At 58.7% G+C, this 24,079-nt stretch carries 18 protein-coding genes; 9 read left to right on the top strand and 9 right to left on the bottom strand.

The window, feature by feature from the left end; all coding sequences use genetic code 11:
* Positions 1-69: 69 nt before the first annotated feature.
* Positions 70-453 carry a biofilm formation regulator BssR gene (bssR, locus tag L463_RS11435; RefSeq protein ID WP_003858412.1) on the bottom strand — a complete coding sequence of 128 codons (384 nt, stop codon included), beginning with the start codon at positions 451-453 and terminating at the stop codon, positions 70-72.
* Between the two features lie 217 nt (positions 454-670).
* Between bssR and rimO the strand changes: the two genes are divergently transcribed.
* Positions 671-1,996, top strand: a complete 1,326-nt coding sequence (gene rimO / locus L463_RS11440) for a 30S ribosomal protein S12 methylthiotransferase RimO (RefSeq protein WP_017693743.1) — start codon at positions 671-673, stop codon at positions 1,994-1,996.
* 63 nt (positions 1,997-2,059) lie between these two features.
* Here the strand turns inward: rimO and gsiD are convergent, their stop codons facing one another.
* From gsiD to iaaA, 5 genes are read right to left on the bottom strand one after another with little or no spacing between them, the layout of a single operon-like run.
* Positions 2,060-2,971: a glutathione ABC transporter permease GsiD gene (gene gsiD, locus L463_RS11445; protein ID WP_032102681.1), complete on the bottom strand. Its 912-nt coding sequence runs from the start codon at positions 2,969-2,971 to the stop codon at positions 2,060-2,062.
* 1 nt (position 2,972) lies between these two features.
* A complete protein-coding gene (gene gsiC, locus L463_RS11450) occupies positions 2,973-3,893 on the bottom strand; it encodes a glutathione ABC transporter permease GsiC (protein ID WP_006809475.1) in 921 nt (306 codons plus the stop codon).
* A 5-nt stretch (positions 3,894-3,898) separates the two neighbouring features.
* A complete protein-coding gene (gene gsiB, locus L463_RS11455) occupies positions 3,899-5,437 on the bottom strand; it encodes a glutathione ABC transporter substrate-binding protein GsiB (protein WP_032102679.1) in 1,539 nt (512 codons plus the stop codon).
* 23 nt (positions 5,438-5,460) lie between these two features.
* Complete coding sequence (gene gsiA, locus L463_RS11460; protein WP_032102678.1) at positions 5,461-7,332, bottom strand: glutathione ABC transporter ATP-binding protein GsiA; 1,872 nt, start codon at positions 7,330-7,332, stop codon at positions 5,461-5,463.
* An 11-nt stretch (positions 7,333-7,343) separates the two neighbouring features.
* Complete coding sequence (iaaA, locus tag L463_RS11465) at positions 7,344-8,282, bottom strand: beta-aspartyl-peptidase (protein ID WP_017384893.1); 939 nt, start codon at positions 8,280-8,282, stop codon at positions 7,344-7,346.
* A gap of 189 nt (positions 8,283-8,471) precedes the next feature.
* Here iaaA and moeA point away from each other — a divergent pair, with 189 nt between their 5' ends.
* Together moeA and moeB are read left to right on the top strand one after the other, a co-directional pair.
* Complete coding sequence (gene moeA, locus L463_RS11470) at positions 8,472-9,704, top strand: molybdopterin molybdotransferase MoeA (protein WP_032102674.1); 1,233 nt, start codon at positions 8,472-8,474, stop codon at positions 9,702-9,704.
* Position 9,705: 1 nt separating this feature from the next.
* The gene (gene moeB, locus L463_RS11475) at positions 9,706-10,458 is read left to right on the top strand and encodes a molybdopterin-synthase adenylyltransferase MoeB (RefSeq protein ID WP_017384895.1); all 753 of its coding nucleotides are present in this window, start codon (positions 9,706-9,708) and stop codon (positions 10,456-10,458) included.
* Positions 10,459-10,572: 114 nt separating this feature from the next.
* Here the strand turns inward: moeB and fsa are convergent, their stop codons facing one another.
* Positions 10,573-11,235, bottom strand: coding sequence for a fructose-6-phosphate aldolase (gene fsa / locus L463_RS11480; protein WP_017693747.1), 663 nt, complete (start codon positions 11,233-11,235; stop codon positions 10,573-10,575).
* Between the two features lie 127 nt (positions 11,236-11,362).
* Between fsa and L463_RS11485 the strand changes: the two genes are divergently transcribed.
* The 4 genes from L463_RS11485 to L463_RS11500 all read left to right on the top strand — a co-directional run bounded on the left by L463_RS11485 (position 11,363) and on the right by L463_RS11500 (position 17,141).
* A complete protein-coding gene (locus L463_RS11485) occupies positions 11,363-12,262 on the top strand; it encodes a glycyl-radical enzyme activating protein (RefSeq protein WP_032102673.1) in 900 nt (299 codons plus the stop codon).
* Positions 12,263-12,266: 4 nt separating this feature from the next.
* On the top strand, positions 12,267-14,699 hold the full coding sequence (locus L463_RS11490; RefSeq protein WP_032102672.1) for a formate C-acetyltransferase/glycerol dehydratase family glycyl radical enzyme: 2,433 nt from the start codon (positions 12,267-12,269) through the stop codon (positions 14,697-14,699).
* Positions 14,700-14,917: 218 nt separating this feature from the next.
* Positions 14,918-15,733 (top strand): Cof-type HAD-IIB family hydrolase, encoded by an 816-nt coding sequence (locus L463_RS11495; protein WP_032102671.1) that lies wholly within the window; start codon positions 14,918-14,920, stop codon positions 15,731-15,733.
* 151 nt (positions 15,734-15,884) lie between these two features.
* The gene (locus L463_RS11500; RefSeq protein ID WP_032102670.1) at positions 15,885-17,141 is read left to right on the top strand and encodes a DUF1479 domain-containing protein; all 1,257 of its coding nucleotides are present in this window, start codon (positions 15,885-15,887) and stop codon (positions 17,139-17,141) included.
* On the opposite strand, the gene L463_RS11505 is transcribed toward L463_RS11500, so the two are convergent.
* Positions 17,138-18,211, bottom strand: a complete 1,074-nt coding sequence (locus L463_RS11505; protein WP_032102669.1) for a LacI family DNA-binding transcriptional regulator — start codon at positions 18,209-18,211, stop codon at positions 17,138-17,140. The genes L463_RS11500 and L463_RS11505 overlap by 4 nt on opposite strands.
* A 286-nt stretch (positions 18,212-18,497) precedes the next feature.
* Here L463_RS11505 and L463_RS11510 point away from each other — a divergent pair, with 286 nt between their 5' ends.
* A complete protein-coding gene (locus L463_RS11510) occupies positions 18,498-19,799 on the top strand; it encodes an MFS transporter (RefSeq protein ID WP_017384901.1) in 1,302 nt (433 codons plus the stop codon).
* Between the two features lie 17 nt (positions 19,800-19,816).
* Entirely contained in the window at positions 19,817-22,180 is a 2,364-nt protein-coding gene (locus L463_RS11515; RefSeq protein WP_032102667.1) for a glycoside hydrolase family 31 protein, read from the top strand.
* Positions 22,181-22,272: 92 nt separating this feature from the next.
* Here the strand turns inward: L463_RS11515 and L463_RS11520 are convergent, their stop codons facing one another.
* On the bottom strand, positions 22,273-23,868 hold the full coding sequence (locus L463_RS11520; RefSeq protein WP_003858434.1) for an ABC-F family ATPase: 1,596 nt from the start codon (positions 23,866-23,868) through the stop codon (positions 22,273-22,275).
* Positions 23,869-24,079: the final 211 nt, after the last annotated feature.

Genomic DNA, 24,079 nt, shown 5'->3' with positions numbered 1-24,079 from the left:
CCACTGTTCCCGGGTGCGTTACCACTTTTACAAAAGCTTAATCAGAAGGGGGAGTTGCCTCCCCCGGGTTCAGTGCCGGGCAAGCGTTTCCGGCTTGTTCAGACACATGATGCAAAGCGCGAGCGTGGTCAGGCAGTTTTCAAGCTTCTCCGCGTTAACGGCAATAAAATTCGGGCAGTCGTGACGTCCGTTCATCAAACAGACCCCGGCGATGGAGAGCACCTCGGCGGCGCGGCGCAACGCCACTAATTCGCTTTCAGCGTAGTGCGCTTTCAGGATGGGTGCTTTTTCGCGCATGAAATTGCAAAGTTCAAAGAAGTTATCACGCAGATTTTCGCTTTCGCTGACTGACATATACCCTTTCGCCTTGCGGAGTTGCAGATATGCGGCCAGGTCGATTCGGGCGTTGATCAGCTTGTTAAGCAGATCGCGTTTCAGTCTGTCAACGGACATGCGATTTCCTCCCCTGTCAGCCATGTTACCTTATTAAGGATAAGGTCATTTTTTGTACAATGTAATGCCTGAGATCAATAAACGATAACTGATTAACATTCTTTACAATGTTACAACGATTGCCCGCCTCAACTGCGCCATCAAGAGTGTATAAATCCCCCGCGATACGCTGTAAAATCCCGCCCTGATAACTCCATAATTGATGAATTTTTAACCTATGAGCAATGTTACGCACCCGCCGAAAATCGGCTTTGTCTCCCTCGGCTGCCCGAAGAACCTGGTGGACTCCGAACGCATCCTGACTGAACTTCGCACTGAAGGCTATGACGTGGTGCCAAGCTACGACAACGCCGACATGGTGATCGTCAACACCTGCGGGTTCATCGACAGCGCGGTCCAGGAGTCACTGGAAGCCATTGGTGAAGCCCTGACGGAAAACGGCAAAGTGATTGTCACCGGCTGCCTGGGCGCGAAGGTGGATCAGATCCGCGAAGTGCACCCGAAAGTGCTTGAGATCACAGGCCCGCACAGCTACGAGCAGGTGCTGGAACATGTTCATCACTACGTCCCCAAACCAAAGCACAACCCGTTCCTGAGCCTGGTGCCGGAACAGGGCGTGAAGCTGACGCCGCGCCACTACGCCTACCTGAAAATTTCCGAAGGCTGCAACCACCGCTGTACCTTCTGCATCATCCCGTCGATGCGTGGCGATCTGGTGAGCCGTCCGATTGGCGAGGTGCTGGCAGAAGCCAAACGCCTGGCCGACGCGGGCGTGAAGGAGCTGCTGGTCATCTCCCAGGACACCTCCGCCTACGGTGTGGACGTCAAACACCGCTCCGGTTTCCACAACGGCGAGCCGGTGAAAACCAGCATGGTCGGCCTGTGCGAGCAGCTGGCTAAGCTCGGGATCTGGACGCGCCTGCACTACGTCTACCCTTATCCGCACGTTGACGATGTGATCCCGCTGATGGCGGAAGGCAAAATCCTGCCGTATCTGGATATCCCGCTACAGCACGCCAGCCCGCGCATTCTGAAGCTGATGAAACGTCCTGGCTCCGTGGATCGCCAACTGGCGCGCATCAAGCAGTGGCGTGAGATCTGCCCGGATCTGACCCTGCGCTCCACCTTTATTGTCGGCTTCCCGGGTGAAACCGAAGAAGATTTCCAGATGCTGCTCGACTTCCTGAAAGAGGCGCGTCTGGATCGCGTCGGCTGCTTCAAGTACAGCCCGGTTGAAGGCGCAACGGCCAACGAGCTGGCGGACCAGGTACCGGAAGAGGTAAAAGAGGAGCGCTGGAACCGCTTTATGCAGCTGCAACAGCAGATCTCTGCTGAACGCTTGCAGGAGAAAGTGGGCCGCGAAATTCTGGTGATTATCGACGAAGTGGACGAAGAAGGCGCGATTGGCCGCAGCATGGCGGATGCACCGGAAATCGATGGCGCGGTGTACCTGAACGGCGAAACACAGGTTAAGCCGGGTGATATTATTCGCGTGAAGGTTGAAAACGCGGATGAGTATGACCTGTGGGGTAGCCGGGTTTAAACACCCTGCTTCCCTTTTGTAGGCCGGGTAAGGCGTAGCCGCCACCCGGCACATTCCACAGCACTACCCTTTTATCCGCGGATCCAGCGCGTCGCGCAGCCCATCCCCCAGCAGGTTAAACGCCAGCACGGTCAGGAAAATCGCCAGGCTCGGGAAGATCGCCACGTGTGGCGCAATCACCATATCCGCCCGCGCCTCGTTCAGCATCGCGCCCCACTCCGGCGTCGGCGGCTGTGCCCCTAACCCCAGAAACGACAGGCTGGCCGCCGAGATAATCGACACGCCTATGCGCATGGTGAAATAGACCACGATAGACGAGACCGTTCCCGGCAGAATATGGCTGAACAGGATGGTGGCATCGCTGGCTCCCATGCTGCGCGCCGACTCGATAAAGGTCTGCTGCTTCAGCACCAGCGTGTTGCCACGTACCAGACGCGCGAAAGCGGGAATCGAGAATACCGCCACGGCGATAATGACGTTCGCCATGCCGCTGCCCATCACCGCCACCACGGCAATCGCCAGCAGAATACCGGGAAAGGCAAACAGCACGTCGCAGATACGCATGATGATGCGGTCCCACCAGCCTTCGTAGTACCCGGCCACCAGCCCCAGCACGGTGCCAATTGCTGCGCCCATCAGCACCGCGAAGACCCCGGCCGCCAGTGAGATCTGCGCCCCTACCAGCACGCGGCTAAAAATATCGCGCCCGAGCGAGTCCACGCCAAACCAGTGCATCATCGACGGACCATCGTTCAGCCGGTCGTAGTCGAAGTAGTTTTCCGCATCAAACGGGGCTATCCAGGGGGCGATAATCGCCACCAGGATCAGCAGTAACACAAACAACCCGGCGACCATAGCGACGGGCTGACGACGGAATCGACGCCAGAACTCAACCCACGGGGGGCGAATATGGTCCGGCCTGATCCCCGGCATAGCGTTTAAAATGGCCTGGCGACGCCAGTTCAGTAATCGCATCTTACTTATACCTGATGGCCGGGTTAATGGCGGCGTAAAGCACATCCACCACTAAGTTGATAAGAATAAACTCCAGCGAGAAAAGCAGGACTTCAGCCTGAATAACCGGATAGTCACGCATATCGACCGAGTCGACCAGCAGGCGCCCCAGCCCCGGCCAGTTAAAGACCTTCTCAACCACGATAGAGCCCCCCAGCAGGAAGCCGAACTGTAGCCCCATCATCGTGACCACCGGGATCATCGCATTACGAAAACCATGCTTCAGAATGACCCATTTCTCACTCACCCCTTTTGCCCGCGCGGTGCGAATGTAATCTTCGCTCAGCACGTCGACAAACGAGGCGCGGGTAAACCGGGCCATAACCGCCGCAACGGCCGCGCCTAGCGTCATAGAGGGCAGAATGTAGTGCTTCCAGGTGTCGGCCCCGACGGTCGGCAACCAGCCCAGCTCGACGGAGAAAATCTGCATCAGCAGCATGCCCAGCGCAAACGCCGGGAAAGAGATGCCGGTGACCGCCAGCGCCATACCGAGCTTATCCGGCCAGCGGTTGCGCCAGACGGCGGCGACAATCCCCGCGCCCAGGCCAAAGACAACCGCCCAGCTCATACTGGCAATCGTTAACCAGAAGGTAGGCATAAAGCGGCTGGCAATCTCCTCCGACACCGGACGACGCGACACCATTGAGATGCCGAAATCGCCCTGAAGGACATTGCCAATGTAACGCAGAAATTGCCTGTACAGCGGCTGGTCAAGACCGAGCTGTTTACGCACCAGTTCAATAACCGTCGCATCCGCTTCCGGTCCGGCAATCAAACGCGCCGGATCGCCGGGCAGCATATGAACAAACAAAAACACCAGCACGGCCACAATCAGCAGCGTCGGGATAAGCCCCAGCAGGCGTTTACACACATAATTCAGCATGAGTTTTATTTCAAATCCGCGTCATCAAAGCTAAAGCCCGTATCCGGCATGATGTAAAAACCGGTCAGCGCTTTGTTGTGGGCTGAGACCAGTTTTTCCACCACCAGCGGCACCCACGGCGACTCTTTCCAGATAATGTCCTGCGCCTCTTTGTACAGGCGTGCTTTCTCTTCCGGTTTGGTGGTTTTCAGGGCATCGGCCAGATCTTTATCCACCTTCGGATTACTGTAGAACGCGGTATTGAACAGCGTTGGCGGCCAGTTCTGGGAAGCAAACAGCGGCGACAGGGACCAGTCCGCTTCTCCGGTTGAAGCCGTCCAGCCGGTGTAGAACATCCGCACGCCGCTCTCTTTCTGTCCTTTGCCTTCCACTTCCGCCGCTCGCTGTCCGGCATCCATCGCCGTAACCCTGGCTTTAATACCCACCTGCGCCAGCTGCTGCTGGGTAAATTGCAGCACCTTCTGCGCGGTACTGTGGTTATGCGACGACCACAGCGTAGTGCTAAAGCCGTTCGGATAGCCCGCCTCTTTCAGCAGTTCCCGCGCTTTCGCCGGATCGTAAGGCCACGGCTGATAGCTTTGCGCGTACTCAATGGTTGGCGGCATCACGCCCGTCGCCGGGGTGGCGTAGCCGGCAAAGGCCACCTTCACCAGCGCCTGGCGGTTAATGGCGTAGTTGATGGCTTCACGCACCTTCGGGTTATCAAACGGTTTCTGCGTAACGTTCATACTGATGTAGCGCTGCATGATCGACGGGCTGGCCACCAGTTCCAGCTTGCTGTTTTTCGCCAGCAGCGCAGCCTGTTCGTACGGGATCGGGAAGGCAAACTGCGCTTCGCCGGTTTGCAGCATTGCAGCGCGGGTGTTGTTGTCCACTACCGGCCGCCAGGTGATGGTATCCAGCTTCGGCAGCCCCTGCTGCCAGTATCCGGCGAATTTTTTCACCTTCACAAAATCGGTCTGGTTCCAGGTGAGCAGTTCGTACGGTCCGGTCCCCACCGGGTGGAAGCCAATCTCTTTGCCATATTTTTTCAGGGCGGCGGGCGAAATCATCGCCGTCGCGGGATGCGCCAGGATATTGATAAACGCCGAGAACGGCTCTTTAAGGGTGATCTTCACCGTTGCCGGATCAACCACCTCGGTTTGGGCGATATTTTTATACAGGTTGTAGCGTTTAAGACCGTTTTCCGGATTGCTGGCACGATCCAGGTTGACCTTAACCGCCTCGGCGTTGAAGTCGGTGCCATCCTGGAACTTCACGCCGGTACGGAGCTTAACGGTATAGACCAGCCCGTCGTCCGACACGGTATAGCCTTCCGCCAGCACGTTTTTCAGCTTCATTTCGCGGTCCAGGCCGAACAGCCCCTGGTAGAAGGATTTTGCCACCGCCTGAGAAAGAGTGTCGTTGGCATCATACGGATCCAGGGTCGTGAAGTTAGACCCCACAGCCACCACCACATCTTTCGCCGCGAACGCGGGGGCGGCGGCCAGCGCAGCCGTCACGCTCGCGGCCAGCAGCCATTTACGAGCAACAAAAGGAACCATTGTGTTCTCCTGCCTGTTGTAAGTTATAACCGCGAGAATGCATTGCCCTGACGCGGTGGTGCGACAAAATGACCGGGTCCCACCTCACGCAGCGCCACGCGCTCCAGGGTTTCGCCCCGTTTACGAATATTGCTCGGCATTTCGTCCTGCAACAGCACGCGCTGGGCGTGACGATGCTCAGGATCGGCAACCGGTACGGCAGCCATCAGCTTGCGGGTGTAAGGGTGCTGCGGGTTTTCAAACACCGCCCGACGGGGGCCGATTTCAACAATTTGCCCCATGTACATCACCGCCACGCGATGGCTGATCCGCTCCACCACCGCCATATCGTGGGAGATAAACAGAAACGCAATGCCCAAATCCCGCTGTAAATCGAGCAGGAGATTGATGATTTGCGCGCGGATAGAGACATCCAGCGCTGACACGGACTCATCCGCAATCACCACTTTCGGATTGAGGGCCAATGCCCTCGCAATGCAGATACGCTGGCGCTGACCGCCAGAAAATTCGTGCGGATAACGCCAGGCATGCTCCGGCTTCAGGCCCACGCGCTCCAGCAGCCATGCGACGCGGCGCTGCGCGGCTTCACCGTCGAGCAGGTTATGCACCCGCAGCGGCTCCATAATCGAGTACCCCACCGTATGGCGCGGATCGAGCGACGCATAAGGATCCTGGAATATAAACTGAATATCCCGGCGCACCGCCTGCAATTTACTGTTAGGGAGCGTGTCGATGCGCTCACCGTTGAAGGTGATGCTCCCCTCCTGCGACGCCACCAGCCTGAGCAGCGCCCGCCCGGTGGTGGATTTACCGCAGCCGGACTCCCCCACCAGCGCCAGCGTTTCGCCCGGCCAGAGATCAAAACTGACGTTTTCAACCGCATGCACTTCGCGCTTCACGCGATTGAGGATCCCGCTACGCAGCGGGAAACGGGTCACCAGGTCACGCACTTCGAGGATTGGCCTGCCAGGAACCACCGTATCCTGCTCGGTTTCGTCTTCCTGCTGGCCCTGTTCGATCTGTGAGAACAGCGGAAAACGGCGCGGAAAATCACTGCCATTCATGGCCCCCAGACGCGGGACCGCCGCCAGTAGCGCTTTGGTATAAGGATGCACCGGCGCATGAAAGACCTGCTCCACCGTGCCGGTTTCCACGGCATTGCCCTGATGCATAACCAGCACCCGATCGGCAATATCCGCCACCACCCCCATATCATGGGTGATGAAAATCACCCCCATCTCCATCTCCTGCTGCAACACCTTAATCAGTTGCAGGATCTGGGCCTGAATGGTGACATCCAGCGCCGTGGTGGGTTCGTCCGCAATGAGCACCGCCGGACGGCACGACAGCGCCATCGCAATCATCACCCGCTGGCGCATGCCGCCGGAAAGCTGATGCGGATAGCGGGACAAAATCGCGTGCGCCTCAGGGATACGCACCAGCTCCAGCATCCGTTTTGCTTCGTTGAGCGCCTCATCACCGCTCAGTCCCTGATGCAGGCGGATAGATTCGGCAATCTGCTCGCCCACCGGAAAAACCGGGTTCAGGGAGGTCATCGGCTCCTGAAAAATCATCGCAATATCTGCCCCGCGCACCCCCTGCATCTGGGACGCACTGAGCTCGTTGAGATCGATAACCTGACGGTTGCGACGGCGCAACAGCATCCGCTCGCTGGTGACCTGCCCGCCCGTCTGCTCAAGCAGACGCATCAGCGCCAGCGCGGTAACGGATTTACCGGAACCTGATTCGCCAACAATCGCCAGCGTCTCGCCGCGCCTGAGCGAAAACGATAAATTCTGTACTGCGGGGATGAACTGCCGCTCTTCCTGAAACGCAATATTCAGTTGGTGGACAGCCAGCACTTCGCAGTTGTCCAGCTCTTCACGGTGCGGCACGCAATGCCCCCTTATTCACGATAAATGCCTGTGCTGGGCGCATCGCCGGCATACCCCCACGCCCGGTACATCCCTTCACTGTTGAACGGCAGAGCCACGTTGCCCTCCCGATCCACCGCAATTAAGCCGCCAATCCCGCCCAGCGCCGGCAGTTTCTCCATCACTACCCGCTCGCAGGCCTCACTCAGGCTTAATCCGCCGTAATCCATTAGCGCGGTAATGTCGTAGGCCGCCAGCGCGCGGATAAACACTTCGCCGGTGCCGGTGCATGACACCGCCGCGGTGGCGTTATTGGCGTAACACCCGGCCCCCGGCAGCGGGCTGTCGCCGACGCGACCGGGAAGTTTGTTGGTCATACCGCCTGTCGACGTCGCGGCGGCGAGGTTACCGGCTTTATCCAGCGCCACCGCGCCTACCGTGCCCATTTTGCTGCGTTCATCGAGCGGCGCGGCATGGTCCAGCTGCGTCATCCCCGCTGTACGGGCGTCCAGCAGTTGCCGGTAACGCTCCTCGGTGGAGAAAAGATCGGGCGAGACCGTGTCCATCCCGTGCTCGACGGCAAATTTTTCCGCCCCCGCCCCGGCCAGCAGCACATGCGGGCTTTGTTCCATCACCAGACGCGCGGCCAGCACCGGATTACGCAGACGGCTGACACCCGCTACCGCGCCCGCCTTCAGGGTGACGCCGTCCATCACGCAGGCATCCAGCTCGTGCGTTTCATCGCGCGTAAAGACCGAGCCAATACCGGCATTAAACAGCGGGCACTCCTCCAGCAGACGTACTGCTTCGGTCACCACGTCCAGCGCGCTGTCGCCCGCTTCCAGCATCCGCTGGCCTGTTTCCACAATGGCGTTCAGCGCATCAATATAACGCTTCTCCTGCTCGGGACTGAGCTGTGCACGGGTGATTGCCCCGGCACCGCCATGAATTGCGATAACCGCTTTACTCATTTCGCATCACCCATCAGCCTGGCTGGCTGCTTTTTCTATAAATATCATTATCGTCGACGAATCTTCAGATGATTTTTGAATATAGAAAGACGCAACTGTGATGTAAAGCGTACACCCATCGGGTCATACAGTTAGCCGCACTTTTCTGCCATAATGAGCGCTTTCGTTGTTACTCCGCAGGAGCCCACCATGGATTTTACCGCCGGACTGATGCCGCTTGAGACGGCACTCTCGCAGATGCTTGACCGTATTACTCCCCTGCACGACGTTGAGACGCTGCCGCTTGTGCGCTGTTTTGGCCGTATTGCCGCGCGCGATATCGTCTCGCCGCTGAACGTGCCGGGGTTCGACAACGCGGCGATGGACGGCTATGCCGTACGTCTGGCGGATCTGCAAACGGGTCAGCCGCTGCCGGTGGCAGGTAAAGCGTTTGCCGGGCAGCCGTTCAACGGTGAGTGGCCAGCGGGCACCTGCGTGCGCATTATGACCGGGGCACCGGTGCCAAAGGGCTGTGAAGCCGTGGTGATGCAGGAAGAGACCGAACAAACGGACGACGGCGTGCGCTTTACCGCCAGCGTCAAAGCGGGACAAAATATCCGCCACATCGGGGAAGACATTACCCTGGGCGCAACGGTCTTTGCCGCCGGGCAAAAGCTGACGGTCGCCGAACTGCCGGTGCTGGCATCGCTTGGCATCGCGGAGATTGACGTGGTCCGCAAAGTGCGCGTGGCGGTGTTCTCCACGGGAGACGAGCTACAGCTTCCGGGTCAGCCACTGAACGAGGGGCAGATTTACGACACCAACCGTCTGGCGGTGCACCTGATGCTTGAGCAGCTGGGCTGTGAGGTGATTAACCTCGGTATCATTCCTGACGCTCCGCAAAAACTGCGCGCGGCGTTTATCGACGCTGACGCCTCTGCCGACGTGGTGATCAGCTCCGGCGGCGTATCGGTTGGCGAAGCGGATTACACCAAAACCCTGCTTGAAGAGCTGGGCGAAATCGCCTTCTGGAAGCTGGCGATTAAACCGGGCAAACCGTTCGCGTTTGGCAAACTTCCGCACAGCTGGTTCTGTGGCCTGCCGGGTAACCCGGTCTCCGCCGCGCTTACCTTCTACCAGCTGGTGATCCCGCTGCTGGCGAAGCTTTCAGGCAACAATGCCAGCCCGCTGCCGGAGCGTGTGCGCGTGCGGGCGGCAACGCGCCTCAAAAAATCACCCGGCCGTCTCGATTTCCAGCGCGGCATTCTGGCGCGCAACGCCGACGGCGAGCTGGAGGTGAGCACTACCGGGCATCAGGGTTCGCACATCTTTAGCTCCTTCAGTCAGGGGAACTGCTTTATCGTGCTGGAGCGCGATCGCGGCCACGTTGCGGCGGGCGAATGGGTTGAAGTGGAACGCTTTAATCACCTGTTCGGAGGCTGACATGACGGTGGAACTGAGCGACCCGGAGATGATGCGCTATAACCGCCAGATCGTGCTACGCGGGTTTGATTTCGAGGGCCAGGAAGCGCTCAAGGCGGCCAGCGTGCTGGTTGTGGGCCTGGGCGGGCTGGGCTGCGCAGCGGCGCAATACCTGGCTGCGGCGGGTGTCGGCAGCATGACGCTGCTGGATTTCGACACCGTGTCGGTGTCCAACCTGCAACGCCAGACGCTGCACAGCGACGCGACGGTCGGTCAGCCTAAAGTGGAATCAGCACGCACGGCGCTGGCGCGCATTAACCCCAACGTTCAGTTCACCCTGATTGACGCGATGCTGGATGACGACGCGCTGTTTGCGCAGATTGCACGGCATGACCTGGTGCTGGACTGCACCGATAACGTCGCCATTCGCAACCAGCTCAATGCGGGCTGCTTTGCCCGTAAAACGCCGCTGATTTCCGGCGCGGCCATTCGCATGGAGGGGCAAATCACCGTCTTCACCTACGCTGAAGGAGAGCCCTGCTACCGCTGCCTGAGCCGTCTGTTTGGCGAGAATGCGCTGACCTGCGTCGAGGCGGGCGTGATGGCGCCACTGGTTGGCGTTATCGGTTCCTTGCAGGCGATGGAGGCGATCAAAGTGCTGGCGCACTACGGCACGCCCGCAGCGGGTAAAATCGTGATGTATGACGCGATGACCTGCCAGTTCCGCGAGATGAAGCTGATGCGTAACCCCGGGTGTGAGGTGTGTAGCCAGTAAAAAAGTCGGGTGGCGGCTTTGCCTTACCCGACCTACAACGGCTCGAACGGCGCCACCCGGCAACAGCGATGCAAACGTAGGCCGGGTAAGCGTTAGCGCCACCCGGCAACCGCATCAGACAGACGTCCGCCCAAACGCCCCCTGCCAGTCCTGCTCAAACTTCACAATTGCCGCATCCACGGCCGGAGAGGTAATAAACTGCTGCGCCACGTCCAGCGGCAGCGTGATGGACTCGCACCCTGCCAGCAGGCAGTCCAGCGCCTGGCGCGGGGTTTTAAAGCTCGCCGCCAGCACTTTTGACTGCGGGGCATGCAGGGTCAGCAGCTGTTGCAGTTCGACTACCGTCTGGATCCCGTCCCCGCCCTGTGCGTCCACGCGATTTACATAAGGAGCCACATACTCAGCCCCCGCCAGTGCGGAGAGCATCCCCTGTGCTGCGCCATACACCGCCGTACCCAGCGTCGGGATCCCTTCTGCTTTCAGCATTTTGATCGCCGCCAGCCCTTCGGCAGTCACGGGCACTTTCACCACCAGGTCATTGATTATCGCGCGCAGCTTACGTGCGTCTTCCACCATCCCCTCGGCGGTCTTCGCCATCACCTGAGCGAACAGCCGGCCCTTGCCGCCCAGCGCGTCGTGCAGCGCGGGCAGCAGCTCTTCCAGAGGCGTTTTACCCGCCGCCACAATGCTTGGGTTAGTGGTCACGCCCGCCAGCGGAAAGATACGCGCCAGCTTTTTGACTGCCGCAACGTCAGATGTGTCGAGATAAAGTTCCATGATGTCACCCTCAAAATTAGCCTGCACTTACCCTATCACAGCAAAACCTGCTCAGGAATTGACCCATATCAAGATAACTTTCATTCGAAAGTAATTTAATCTTCATATGTAATTCGAGGGCAAGAAAATGATCTTCAATATACAGCGTTACTCCACCCACGACGGCCCCGGTATTCGAACCGTGGTATTCCTGAAAGGCTGCTCGCTGGGCTGTCGCTGGTGTCAGAACCCGGAAAGCCGCTCCCGCACGCGGGACGTCCTGTTTGATGCCCGTCTGTGCCTGGACGGCTGTGACCTGTGTCAGCAGGCCGCGCCGGGGTGTGTTGAACGCGCGCTGAACGGGCTGGTCATTCATCGTGAGACGCTTAACGACGAGACGCTCACTGCCCTCACCGACTGCTGCCCGACCCAGGCGCTTATCGTCTGCGGTGAGGAGAAGCAGGTGGAGGAGATTATGGCCACCGTGCTGCGCGACAAGCCCTTCTACGACCGCAGCGGCGGCGGGATCACCCTCTCCGGCGGCGAGCCGTTCATGAACCCGGCGCTGGCACATGCCCTGTTTAAAGCCAGCCATGAACAAGGCATTCATACGGCCGTTGAAACCTGCCTTCACGTGCCCTGGCATTATATCGAGCCGTCACTGCCGTATGTCGATCTGTTCCTGGCGGACCTGAAGCATGTGGACAGTGACGTATTCAAACAGTGGACCGATGGCTCAGCCAGACGGATCCTGGACAACCTGAAGCGCCTGGCTGCCGCCGGGAAAAAAATCACCATTCGCGTGCCGCTGATCCAGGGCTTTAACGCCGATGAAGCGTCGGTTACCGCCATTACCAATTTCGCCGCCGACGAACTCGGCGTTCACGATATTCATTTTCTGCCGTATCACACGCTGGGCATGAACAAATACACCCTGCTCGGCCAACCCTACTCTGCCCCTGACAAACCGCTGGATAACCCTGCCCTGCTGGACTTCGCGCAGCAGTATGCCTGCCAGAAAGGGTTAACAGCGACCTTACGAGGATAAACTTATGACCACCCTGAATCTCAACACCCTCAGCGAGCGCATCAAGGCGCACAAAACGGCGCTGGTGCATATCGTTAAGCCGCCGGTCTGTACCGAGCGCGCACAGCATTATACCGAAATGTATCAGCAGCACATGGACAAGCCGATCCCGGTACGTCGCGCCCTGGCGCTGGCGCATCACCTGGCCGAGCGTACCATCTGGATCAAGCATGACGAGCTGATTATCGGTAACCAGGCCAGCGAAGTGCGCGCCGCGCCGATCTTCCCGGAATATACCGTCTCCTGGATTGAGAAAGAGATTGACGATCTGGCGGACCGTCCGGGTGCGGGCTTCGCGGTCAGCGAAGAGAACAAGCACGTCCTGCATGCGATCTGCCCGTGGTGGCGCGGCCAGACGGTGCAGGATCGCTGCTACGGTATGTTTACCGACGAGCAGAAAGGCCTGCTGGAAACCGGCATTATCAAAGCCGAAGGCAATATGACCTCCGGTGACGCACACCTGGCAGTGAATTTCCCGCTGGTGCTGGAGAAAGGGCTTGACGGCCTGCGCGCGAAAGTGGCCGAGCGCCGGTCGCGCATCAACCTGACGGTGCTGGACGATCTGCACGGCGATCAGTTCCTGAAAGCCATTGATATCGTGCTGGAAGCCGTAAGCCTGCACATCAAACGCTTTGCCGACCTGGCGCGTAAAATGGCCGCGACAGAAACCCGCGACAGCCGCCGCGACGAGCTGCTGGCCATGGCGGAAAACTGCGACATCATCGCCCACCAACCGCCAAAAACCTTCTGGCAGGCGCTACAGCTGTGCTACTTCATTCAGCTGATCCTGCAAATTGAGTCCAACGGTCACTCCGTCTCCTTTGCCCGTATGGACCAGTACCTTTACCCGTACTACCGCCGCGACGTGGAGCTGGATCAGAGTCTGGATCGCGAGCACGCCATTGAGCTGCTGCACAGCTGCTGGCTGAAGCTGCTGGAGGTGAACAAAATCCGCTCCGGCTCGCACTCCAAAGCCTCTGCGGGCAGCCCGCTGTATCAGAACGTCACCATCGGCGGCCAGAAGCTGGTCAACGGTGAGCCGATGGACGCGGTCAACCCGCTCTCTTACGCGATTCTGGAGTCCTGTGGTCGCCTGCGCTCCACCCAGCCAAACCTGAGCGTGCGCTACCACGCGGGGATGAGCAACGACTTCGTCGACGCCTGCGTGCAGGTGATCCGCTGCGGCTTCGGGATGCCAGCGTTTAACAACGATGAAATCGTGATCCCGGAATTTATCAAGCTCGGCGTGGAACGAGAGGACGCGTATGACTATGCGGCGATTGGCTGTATCGAAACCGCCGTCGGCGGCAAGTGGGGCTATCGCTGCACCGGCATGAGCTTTATCAACTTCGCCCGCGTGATGCTCGCCGCGCTGGAAGGTGGCCGCGATGCCACCAGCGGTAAGGTATTCCTGCCGCAGGAAAAAGCGCTTTCTGCCGGTAACTTCGGCAATTTCGATGAGATCATGGCGGCGTGGGATAACCAGATCCGCTACTACACCCGCAAATCCATTGAGATCGAGTACGTGGTGGACACCATGCTGGAAGAGAACGTCCACGATATTCTCTGCTCGGCGCTGGTGGACGACTGCATTGAACGCGCGAAAAGCATTAAGCAGGGCGGCGCGAAGTATGACTGGGTTTCCGGCCTACAGGTGGGGATCGCCAACCTTGGCAACAGCCTGGCGGCGGTGAAGAAGCTGGTGTTTGACCAGGGCGTTATCGGTCAGCAACAGCTGGCGGCGGCGCTGGCGGATGACTTCGAGGGGCTGACCCACGAGCAGTTGCGCCAGCGCCTGATCAACGGCGCGCCGAAGTACGGTAACGACGACGACAGCGTGGACCTGCTGCTGACCCGTGCCTACGAAACCTACATTGAAGAGCTGAAGCAGTACCATAACCCACGCTACGGCCGCGGCCCGATTGGGGGTAACTACTATGCGGGCACGTCGTCTATCTCCGCAAACGTGCCGTTTGGCGCAGCAACCATGGCAACGCCGGACGGCCGTAAAGCCCACACCCCGCTGGCGGAAGGGGCAAGCCCGGCCTCCGGTACCGACCACCTCGGCCCGACGGCGGTGATTGGCTCCGTGGGTAAACTGCCGACGGAAGCGATTCTCGGCGGCGTGCTGCTAAACCAGAAGCTGAACCCGTCGACGCTGGAAAACGACAGCGATCGCCAGAAGCTGATGGTGCTGCTGCGCACCTTCTTCGAGGTGCATAAAGGCTGGCACATTCAGTACAACATCGTCTCCCGCGAAACGCTGCTGGAAGCGAAGAAACACCCGGATCAGTATCGTGACCTGGTGGTGCGCGTCGCGGGTTACTCGGCGTTCTTCACCGCCCTGTCGCCGGATGCGCAGGACGATATTATCGCCCGTACTGAGCATACGCTGTAACGGTTTATCCCCTCTCCCTTGAGGGAGAGGGTTAGGGTGAGGGGGAAATGCGCACGCTGATGCCCTCACCCCGGCCCTCTCCCACGGGGAGAGGGAGAAAACACTAAAAACGGCAACTTCGGTTGCCGTTTTGCTTTGACTTTCGAATGAAATTAAATTTGTGCTCCCCGTCACCTTGTTATTAGAATGTTTCAAACGCAGTGACCCAGGAGCACAGTATGACCGTAAAAGTTATCGTCACCGATATGGACGGAACTTTCCTTGATGATGCCAAGCAGTACGATCGTGACCGCTTCCAGGCACAGTTTGAGCAGCTTAAAGCCCGCGACATTGAATTTGTTGTCGCCAGCGGCAACCAGTATTACCAGCTCATCTCCTTCTTCCCGGAGCTGAAAGATCAGATCTCCTTCGTCGCGGAAAACGGCGCGCTGGTCTTCGATCACGGCGAACAGATTTTCCACGGCGAACTGACGCGTCATGAGTCGCAAATCGTCATTGGCGAGTTGCTAAAAGACAAAGGGCTGAACTTTGTGGCCTGCGGGCTGGAGAGCGCGTACGTCAGCGATAAAGCACCAGAAGCGTTCGTGAAGCTGATGTCGAAACACTACCATCGCTTAAAACCCATCAGCGATTACCGCGAAATTGACGACGTGCTGTTTAAATTCTCCCTGAACCTGCCGGACAGCGATATCCCGAATCTGGTTGATAAACTGCATGTCTCCCTGGACGGCATCATGAAGCCGGTCACCAGCGGCTTCGGTTTTGTCGATTTGATTATCCCCGGCCTGCACAAAGCCAACGGCATCAGCCGCCTGCTGAAACGCTGGAAAACCTCCCCGCAGGAGTGCGTCGGCATTGGCGACAGCGGCAACGATGCGGAAATGCTGAAGCTGGTGAAATACTCGTTTGCGATGGGCAACGCGGCGGAAAGCATTAAAGCGGTCAGCCGTTACGCTACCGACGATAACAACCATCAGGGCGCGCTGAACGTGATTCAGGCCGTGCTCGACGCGCACTCCCCATTCGACGCCTGATCCCCCTACCTGCCGGAGCCTCGCTCCGGCCCCCTCACTCTTTTCCCATCCTGTGGTACCCGTCAAGGTTTTAAACTTGCATTAACTTTTTTTTAACTTAAAGTATCACTTGTAGACACTTTTACTTTCGAATGAAAGATGCGAGGCAGTTATGACCTTTACCAGCGAAACGTTGCCAGCGGACCATAAAGCGGCAATCCGTCAGATGAAACGTGAATTACGCGCGCAGATCGGCGATGTGCAGGCGGTGTTCGACCGGCTCAGCGATAAAATCGCCACCCGCGTGGCGGAAATCAACGCTCTCAAAAACAAAGGCGAAACCGTCTGGCCAGTGATCCCTTTTGCCGACGTGAAAAACGGCACGATCACCGCCGAACAGCGCGAAGCCGTTAAACGTCGCGGCTGCGCGGTGATCAAAGGCCACTTCCCGCGCGAGCAGGCGCTGGCGTGGGATCAGTCGATGCTCGACTACCTCGATCTGAACAAATTTGACGAGGTGTACAAAGGACCCGGCGATAACTTCTTCGGCACCTTAACGGCCTCTCGTCCGGAGATTTATCCGATCTACTGGTCTCAGGCGCAAATGCAGGCGCGCCAGAGTGAAGAGATGGCGCAGGTACAGTCATTCCTGAACCGTTTATGGACATTTGAGAGCAACGGTAAACAGTGGTTCGACCCGGACGTGAGCGTGATTTACCCTGACCGCATCCGCCGCCGCCCGCCGGGAACCACCTCGAAAGGACTTGGCGCACACACCGATTCTGGCGCGCTGGAGCGCTGGCTGCTGCCCGCTTATCAGCAGGTGTTCGCCCGCGTGTTTGACGGCAACGTCGAGAAATACGATCCGTGGAATGCCGCGCATCGTACCGAAGTGGAAGAGTACACCGTCGATAACACCACCAAATGCTCGGTGTTCCGCACCTTCCAGGGCTGGACGGCGCTGTCGGATATGATCCCCGGCCAGGGGCTGCTGCACGTGGTGCCGATCCCGGAGGCAATGGCTTACATTCTGCTGCGTCCGCTGCTGGACGACGTGCCGGAAGACGAGCTGTGCGGCGTGGCGCCGGGGCGTGTGCTGCCGATTTCTGAGAAGTGGCACCCGCTGCTGATCGAAGCGTTAACCAGCATTCCGGCGCTGGAAGCCGGTGATTCCGTGTGGTGGCACTGCGATGTGATCCACTCCGTCGCGCCGGTGGAAAATCAGCAGGGCTGGGGCAACGTGATGTACATTCCTGCCGCGCCGATGTGCGAGAAGAATCTCGCCTATGCGAAAAAGGTCAAGGAAGCGCTGGAAACCGGCGCGTCACCGGGCGATTTCCCGCGCGAGGATTATGAGAAAAGCTGGCAGGGCCGCTTTACCGTGAACGATCTCAACATCCACGGCAGGCGCGCGCTGGGCATGGCTTAACCGTCATACAGCCCTTCCCGCTCAACGGCGGTGCGTCGTTTCCCCTGACGTATCCGCCGTACCGACTCCCGCACGGTCAGCGTGCCGTTTAGCAGCAATGTTCCCACCGGCGCATCCGGGCGCATCAGCCGCTGCTGGAGCATATGCACCGCTTCCGTTCCCAGCTCATCACGCGGAACATGTACCGCGGTTAAGGGCACATCCTGAATCGCCGCGAGATTAAAGCCGTCGATGCTCATCACCGAGACATCCTGCGGCACGCGCAGACCGTGTTTTTGCAGCGCGCTGATGGTCCCCGCCGCCATAAAATCACCACCAACCAGGAACGCCGTTGGCAGGTCCTTCCCTTTCTGCTGGTGAAGCCACTCGCTTACCAGCTGCTCCGTCTCTCTGGCGCTGAAGCTGGACACCATCAGCAGGTCGCGCCTGTCGCTGAACCTGAGGTTATGACCGTGCCACGCGTCGCGGATCCCGGACAGGCGCAGCTCCATGGTGTAGCGACGCAGGCACAGCACGTTCATCACCTCCCGGTGCCCCATCTCGAACAGGTACTCCGCCGCCCGCTCGCCAATCGCGCGATGATCCGGCGCGACGGCGGGCAGGCGCATGTGGCGGTCCCGGCAGTTAATCAGCATGCAGGGTTTGCCCACGTCCACCGCCAGATCGTGGATATGCGGATCGTCGATACCGAGGAGGATCGCCGCCTGGGTGTCCGTTTCGTTCATGCGGGCCAGAAACAGCTGGGCATCGCTGTCGTTCTCCTCCAGCGCACAGTAGCGCAGACGCACCTCGTGCGAGGCCAGCCCTTTGCTCACGCTCTGGATGACGCGGTAGTAAAAGATGTCGGACCGCTCGTCAAACGCCCGCTGCGGGGCAAACACCACCAGGCTGTTAAGCAGCAAGCGCCCCGCCGCCATGCCGTCCATTACCCCCAGCTCCCGCGCGCACGCCAGCACCTTTGCCCGTGCTTTTTCGCTGGTGTTTGCCTTCCCCGCCAGCACGCGAGAAACGGTGCTGATGGAGAGCTGCGTCCGGGCGGCGATTTCGGTGATTTTAAGCCTTTTGTCCATTTTGTGATCTGGCTCCGGATGTGAAATGAAAAAATTTTCACAACATGTTTATCAGGTAATAACTTGCGAGAAGGCCATAATGCCGAAAATTAAACCTCAGTTATGAGAAAGTTTGCACAAAATACACTATTCCCTGCCCAATTTCTTTCTTAAGGTGAACCTGTCACACAACTTCCATACTAGTTGTATAGCAGCTTAGCGCTCTAAAACAGATAACTTTCAAACGCCTGACGCTGTGTGACACCTGAACCTTTGTCCCCTTACCGTCCGTCTTGTGGAGAAGAAAATGAGTCAGGACATCAATAACACCGTAGCGACAAGCAAAACACGTCGCGTCATCAGGAACCTGCGCTGGTACGTACTGGTGCTGTTTCTTCTCGGCGTGACCGTTAACTACATCACCCGTAACTCGTTAGGTATTCTCGCCCCTGAACTGAAAGAGAGCCTCGGGATCACCACCGAGCAGTACTCCTGGATCGTCGGCGCGTTCCAGATCGCCTACACCATTTTCCAGCCCCTGTGCGGCTGGCTGATTGACGTTATCGGCCTGAAAATCGGCTTTATGGTCTGCGCCGGGATCTGGGCGCTGATGTGTATCTTCCACGCGGGTGCCGGAAGCTGGCTGCACCTGGCGATTCTGCGCTTCTTTATGGGTGCGTCCGAAGCCGCCGCCACGCCAGCGAACGCCAAAACCATCGGTGAATGGTTCCCGAAATCAGAGCGCCCTGTTGCCGCAGGCTGGGCGGGGGTAGGCTTCTCCATTGGGGCCATGCTGGCCCCGCCTATCATCTACTTTGCTCACGCGTCGTTCGGCTGGCAGGGTGCGTTTATGTTTACCGGCGTGCTGGCGCTGCTGTGGGTGATCCTGTGGTGGGCGTTTTATCACAACCCGGAACAGCACCCAAACCTGAGCCGCGATGAGCTGGCGTTTATCAAGCAGGATAACGAACCTGCGCCGGTCAAACTGCCCTTCCTGACCGCGCTGAAAACCGTCTCGAAGAACAAACGTTTCTACGGTATCGCCATCCCGGCCTTTATGGCGGAACCGGCCTGGGCCGTGCTGAGCTTCTGGGTGCCGCTGTACCTCGCCAAAGAGCACGGTATGGATTTGAAACAGATCGCGATGTTCGCCTGGCTGCCGTTCCTGGCCGCCGACCTCGGCAGCGTGGCGAGCGGCTACCTGACCCGGCTCTACACCCGCTGGTTTGGCTGCACCCGCGTCAACTCGGTGGTAGCCAGCTCCGTCACCGGCGCGTTTCTGATGATTTCTCTGGCCGTCGTGGCCGTGACCCGCGACCCGTATATCACCATCGTGCTGATCTCCATCGGCGGCTTCGGGCACCAGATCATCTCCTGCATGCTGAGCGCGCTGGTCGTGGAGTCGTTCGACAAAGGCCAGATGGCGACGGTCAACGGCATGCGCGGCTCGGCAGCGTGGATCGCCAGCTTCCTGTTCTCCCTTTTGATTGGGGTGACCGCCGACAAAATCGGCTTCAACCCGCTCTTTATCGCCATGGGCTTCTTTGACCTGCTTGGCGCTGTCTTCCTGGTGGCATTTATTGCTGAACGTCGCGCCAAGCGCGCCTGATAGTGGATGTATTGCATATGAAAAACCTGAAAAACTGGACCGTCGATACGCAGTCGGCGAATCATCTGGAACTGCTAATCGATAACCAGCACCGCCTGTGTCTGTATGTGCTGGAAGAGAATCTGTTCCGTGTGCTGATCAAACGTAAAGGCGAGCTGGCGCTGAACCGCACCTGGAGCATCGCGCCGGAACAAGATGTGCCGTGGGAAGGCCGCCGTCGTGACGATGTCAGCGGCTTCACCTGCCCTGCCTGGACGCTGACGCAGCGGGACGACACGTTAACCGTAGCGACTGAACAGCTGCGCGTCACCGTCCACCAGCCGCTGTGGCTGGAGTGGCACTACCGCAATGAGGCGGGCGAGTGGCAGCCGCTGGTCAATGACCGCCCGACCAGCGCCTACCTGCTGAACGCCCACGGTGACGGCGTGGCGCACTATCTTAGCCGTCGTAAGGATGAACGTTTTTACGGTCTGGGTGAGAAAGCGGGTGATTTACAGCGCAACGGCAAACGCTATGAGATGCGTAACCTGGACGCGATGGGCTATAACGCGGCCAGCACCGATCCGCTTTACAAGCACATCCCGTTCACCCTCACCCGTCGCGATGACGTGAGCTACGGTCTGTTCTACGATAACCTGAGCAGCTGCTGGCTGGATCTGGGTAACGAGATCGACAACTATCACACCGCCTACCGCCGCTGGCAGGCGGAAGCGGGCGATATTGACTACTACCTCTTCACCGGCAAGCGCGTGCTGGACGTGACGAAAGCCTTCGTGCGCCTGACGGGGAAAACGCTGTTCGGACCGAAGTGGAGCCTGGGCTACAGCGGCTCGACCATGCACTACACCGACGCGCCGGACGCGCAAAACCAGCTGATGAACTTCATCCGCCTGTGCGATGAGCATGCCATTCCGTGCGACTCGTTCCAGCTCTCCTCCGGCTATACCTCGATTAACGGCAAGCGCTACGTCTTTAACTGGAACTACGACAAAGTGCCGCAGCCGAAGGTGATGAGCCAGGCGTTCCACGACGCGGGGCTGCGGCTTGCGGCCAACATCAAGCCGTGTCTGTTGCAGGATCATCCCCGCTACAGCGAAGTGGCGGAACGCGGCCTGTTCATTCGTGATTCAGAAACCGATGCGCCTGAACGTTCCAGCTTCTGGGATGACGAAGGATCGCATCTCGACTTCACCAACCCGCAGACGGTGCAGTGGTGGCAGAACGGCGTGACCATGCAGCTGCTGGAGATGGGCATCGACTCCACCTGGAACGACAACAACGAGTATGAAGTGTGGGACGGGGAAGCGCGCTGCTATGGCTTCGGTCAGGAGATCGCCATCAAGCACATTCGCCCGGTGATGCCGCTGCTGATGATGCGCGCCTCGCTGGAAGCGCAGCAGCGCTTTGCGCCGGAGAAACGTCCGTATTTGATCTCCCGCTCCGGCTGTGCCGGGATGCAGCGCTACGTTCAGACCTGGAGCGGCGACAACCGCACCAACTGGGACACCCTGCGCTATAACATCCGCATGGGGTTAGGCATGAGCCTATCCGGACTGTTCAACGTCGGTCACGACGTCGGCGGTTTCTCCGGCGACAAGCCGGATGCCGAGCTGTTCGTGCGCTGGGTACAGAACGGCGTGATGCACCCGCGCTTTACCATTCACTCGTGGAACGATGATCACACGGTGAACGAGCCGTGGATGTACCCGGGCGTCACGCCTGCGATTCGCAGCGCCATTGAACTGCGCTACCGCCTGCTGCCGTATCTCTACACCCTGCTCTGGCAGGCGCACGCCGACGACGAGCCGATGCTGCGCCCGACCTTCCTCGATCATGAGCACGATGCGCAGACGTTTGAAGAGTGCGACGACTTCCTGCTGGGCCGTGACCTGCTGGTGGCCAGCGTCGTCGAAGCCGGGCAGCGCGAGCGCCGCGTCTGGCTGCCGGATAACGAAACCGGCTGGTACGATTTTTACACTCACGCGTGGTATGCGGGCGGGCAATCGATCGTCCTTGATGCGCCGCTGGAAAAGCTGCCGCTGCTGGTACGCGCCGGGGCCGGTTTGCCACTCAGCGAACGCATCCGTCACGTGAGCGCAGATAAAGACGATACCCGTGAGCTGAAACTGTTCCCGGTGAAAGGCGTCGGCACCACCGCCGGGCTGCTGTTTGAGGATGACGGCGAAAGCTGGGGCTACCAGAACGGCAACGCGCTGTGGGTGGAATGGGAGATGGAGTGCGACGGCGCAAGTATCAACCTGAAGGTGAATGCGCGCGGCGACTATCGTCCGGCATGGAAGGCGCTGAAGGTGTCATTACCGGCGGGGGAAAAACGTACGTTGCGGGTGAACGGGGTTGAAGGGGGCGAGTGGGTGGTGTAGTGCGGCCTGTTGCCCTCACCCTAACCCTCTCCCACAGGGAGAGGGGATAGAACGTAGGCCGGGTAAGGCGAAGCCGCCACCCGGCTATTTTTTTAACTCTCGATACCTTTACTGCGCAGGTAATCTTCGTAGTTACCGGTGAAGTCCACCACGCGCTCTGGCGTAATTTCGATCACGCGGGTCGCCAGCGAGCTAACGAACTCACGGTCGTGAGAGACGAAGATCAGGGTGCCCTGATACATCTCCAGCGCCATGTTCAGCGACTCAATAGATTCCATATCCAGGTGGTTAGTCGGTTCGTCCATCACCAGAATATTCGGTTTTTCCATCATCAGCTTGCCGAACAGCATACGGCCCTTTTCACCACCGGAGAGCACTTTGGCGGGCTTTTTGATGTCGTCCTGGCTGAACAGCAGACGCCCCAGAATGCTGCGTACCGCCTGCTCGTCGTCGCCTTCCTGCTTCCACTGGCTCATCCAGTCGAAGACGGTCAGATCGTTTTCAAACTCATATTCATGGTCCTGCGCGTAGTAACCAATCTGCGCGTTTTCAGACCATTTCACGGTACCGTTATCCGGTTGCAGTTCACCGACCAGGGTTTTCAGCATAGTGGATTTACCCACGCCGTTGGCGCCGAGGATGGCAATCTTCTCGCCCACTTCCAGCAGCAGGTTGAAGTTTTTGAACAGCGGGCCTTCATCGAAGCCTTTGGTGAGGGCTTCCACTTCCAGCGCGTTACGGAACAGCTTCTTGTCCTGCTCGAAGCGAATGAACGGGTTCTGACGGCTGGAGGCTTTAACCTCTTCCAGCTTGATTTTGTCGATCTGACGGGCACGCGACGTTGCCTGGCGCGATTTAGAGGCGTTGGCGCTGAAGCGGCTGACGAAGGATTGCAGGTCAGCAATCTGCGCTTTCTTCTTGGCGTTGTCGGCCAGCAGACGCTCGCGCGCCTGGGTTGCCGCCGTCATGTACTCATCGTAGTTGCCCGGATAAACGCGCAGCTCGCCGTAGTCCAGATCCGCCATGTGGGTACACACCATGTTCAGGAAGTGACGGTCGTGCGAGATGATGATCATGGTGCTGTCGCGATCGTTCAGCGTCTGCTCCAGCCAGCGGATGGTGTCGATGTCCAGGTTGTTCGTCGGTTCGTCGAGCAGCAGGATGTCCGGGTTAGAGAACAGCGCCTGCGCCAGCAGCACACGCAGCTTCCAGCCTGGCGCGACTTCGCTCATCGGGCCGTAGTGCTGTTCAACCGGAATACCGACGCCCAGCAGCAGTTCGCCCGCACGCGCTTCCGCAGAGTAGCCGTCCATTTCGCCGTATTGCGTTTCCAGGTCGGCCACTTTGTAACCATCTTCTTCGCTCATCTCAGCGAGACCGTAGATACGATCGCGCTCCTGCTTCACTTCCCACAGCTCCGCGTGCCCCATGATCACGGTGTCGAGCACGGTGAACTCTTCGAAGGCGAACTGATCCTGACGCAGCTTACCGATGCGCTCGTTAGGGTCGAGCGACACGTTACCGAGCGTTGGCTCCAGGTCACCGCCGAGGATCTTCATAAAGGTGGATTTTCCGCTACCGTTGGCACCAATCAGGCCGTAACGGTTGCCGCCGCCAAATTTGACGGAAATGTTTTCGAACAGCGGCTTACTGCCAAACTGCATAGTGACGTTGCTGGTAACTAACACGGAGAGATTCCTGCGAAAAGTGTGATAAACGCGGCATTATGCCACAATTCCGAATTGAGATCCCGTGTTGCGGTAATCCACTAAACTTTAACAAAATCGAAAAAAATGTGATTTCGTACACATCTGAATTCCCAGTTAACGGGAATGCACATATAATGCGCTCCCATTACCGATTCAGACTTATCAACTCATCGCCAGAATGGCTTAGATA

The sequence above is a fragment of the Enterobacter sp. BIDMC 27 genome (genome assembly GCF_000534415.1).
GTDB lineage: Bacteria > Pseudomonadota > Gammaproteobacteria > Enterobacterales > Enterobacteriaceae > Enterobacter > Enterobacter hormaechei_C.
This window is presented reverse-complemented; position numbering and strand designations above follow the sequence as displayed.

Bases quoted from the DNA above. Each gene is read 5' to 3' on its own strand.
- bssR (WP_003858412.1), bottom strand. From the start codon at position 453: ATGTCCGTTGACAGACTGAAACGCGATCTGCTTAACAAGCTGATCAAC.
- rimO (WP_017693743.1), top strand. From the start codon at position 671: ATGAGCAATGTTACGCACCCGCCGAAAATCGGCTTTGTCTCCCTCGGC.
- gsiD (WP_032102681.1), bottom strand. From the start codon at position 2,971: ATGCGATTACTGAACTGGCGTCGCCAGGCCATTTTAAACGCTATGCCG.
- gsiC (WP_006809475.1), bottom strand. From the start codon at position 3,893: ATGCTGAATTATGTGTGTAAACGCCTGCTGGGGCTTATCCCGACGCTG.
- gsiB (WP_032102679.1), bottom strand. From the start codon at position 5,437: ATGGTTCCTTTTGTTGCTCGTAAATGGCTGCTGGCCGCGAGCGTGACG.
- iaaA (WP_017384893.1), bottom strand. From the start codon at position 8,282: ATGAGTAAAGCGGTTATCGCAATTCATGGCGGTGCCGGGGCAATCACC.
- moeA (WP_032102674.1), top strand. From the start codon at position 8,472: ATGGATTTTACCGCCGGACTGATGCCGCTTGAGACGGCACTCTCGCAG.
- moeB (WP_017384895.1), top strand. From the start codon at position 9,706: ATGACGGTGGAACTGAGCGACCCGGAGATGATGCGCTATAACCGCCAG.
- fsa (WP_017693747.1), bottom strand. From the start codon at position 11,235: ATGGAACTTTATCTCGACACATCTGACGTTGCGGCAGTCAAAAAGCTG.
- L463_RS11485 (WP_032102673.1), top strand. From the start codon at position 11,363: ATGATCTTCAATATACAGCGTTACTCCACCCACGACGGCCCCGGTATT.
- L463_RS11490 (WP_032102672.1), top strand. From the start codon at position 12,267: ATGACCACCCTGAATCTCAACACCCTCAGCGAGCGCATCAAGGCGCAC.
- L463_RS11495 (WP_032102671.1), top strand. From the start codon at position 14,918: ATGACCGTAAAAGTTATCGTCACCGATATGGACGGAACTTTCCTTGAT.
- L463_RS11500 (WP_032102670.1), top strand. From the start codon at position 15,885: ATGACCTTTACCAGCGAAACGTTGCCAGCGGACCATAAAGCGGCAATC.
- L463_RS11505 (WP_032102669.1), bottom strand. From the start codon at position 18,211: ATGGACAAAAGGCTTAAAATCACCGAAATCGCCGCCCGGACGCAGCTC.
- L463_RS11510 (WP_017384901.1), top strand. From the start codon at position 18,498: ATGAGTCAGGACATCAATAACACCGTAGCGACAAGCAAAACACGTCGC.
- L463_RS11515 (WP_032102667.1), top strand. From the start codon at position 19,817: ATGAAAAACCTGAAAAACTGGACCGTCGATACGCAGTCGGCGAATCAT.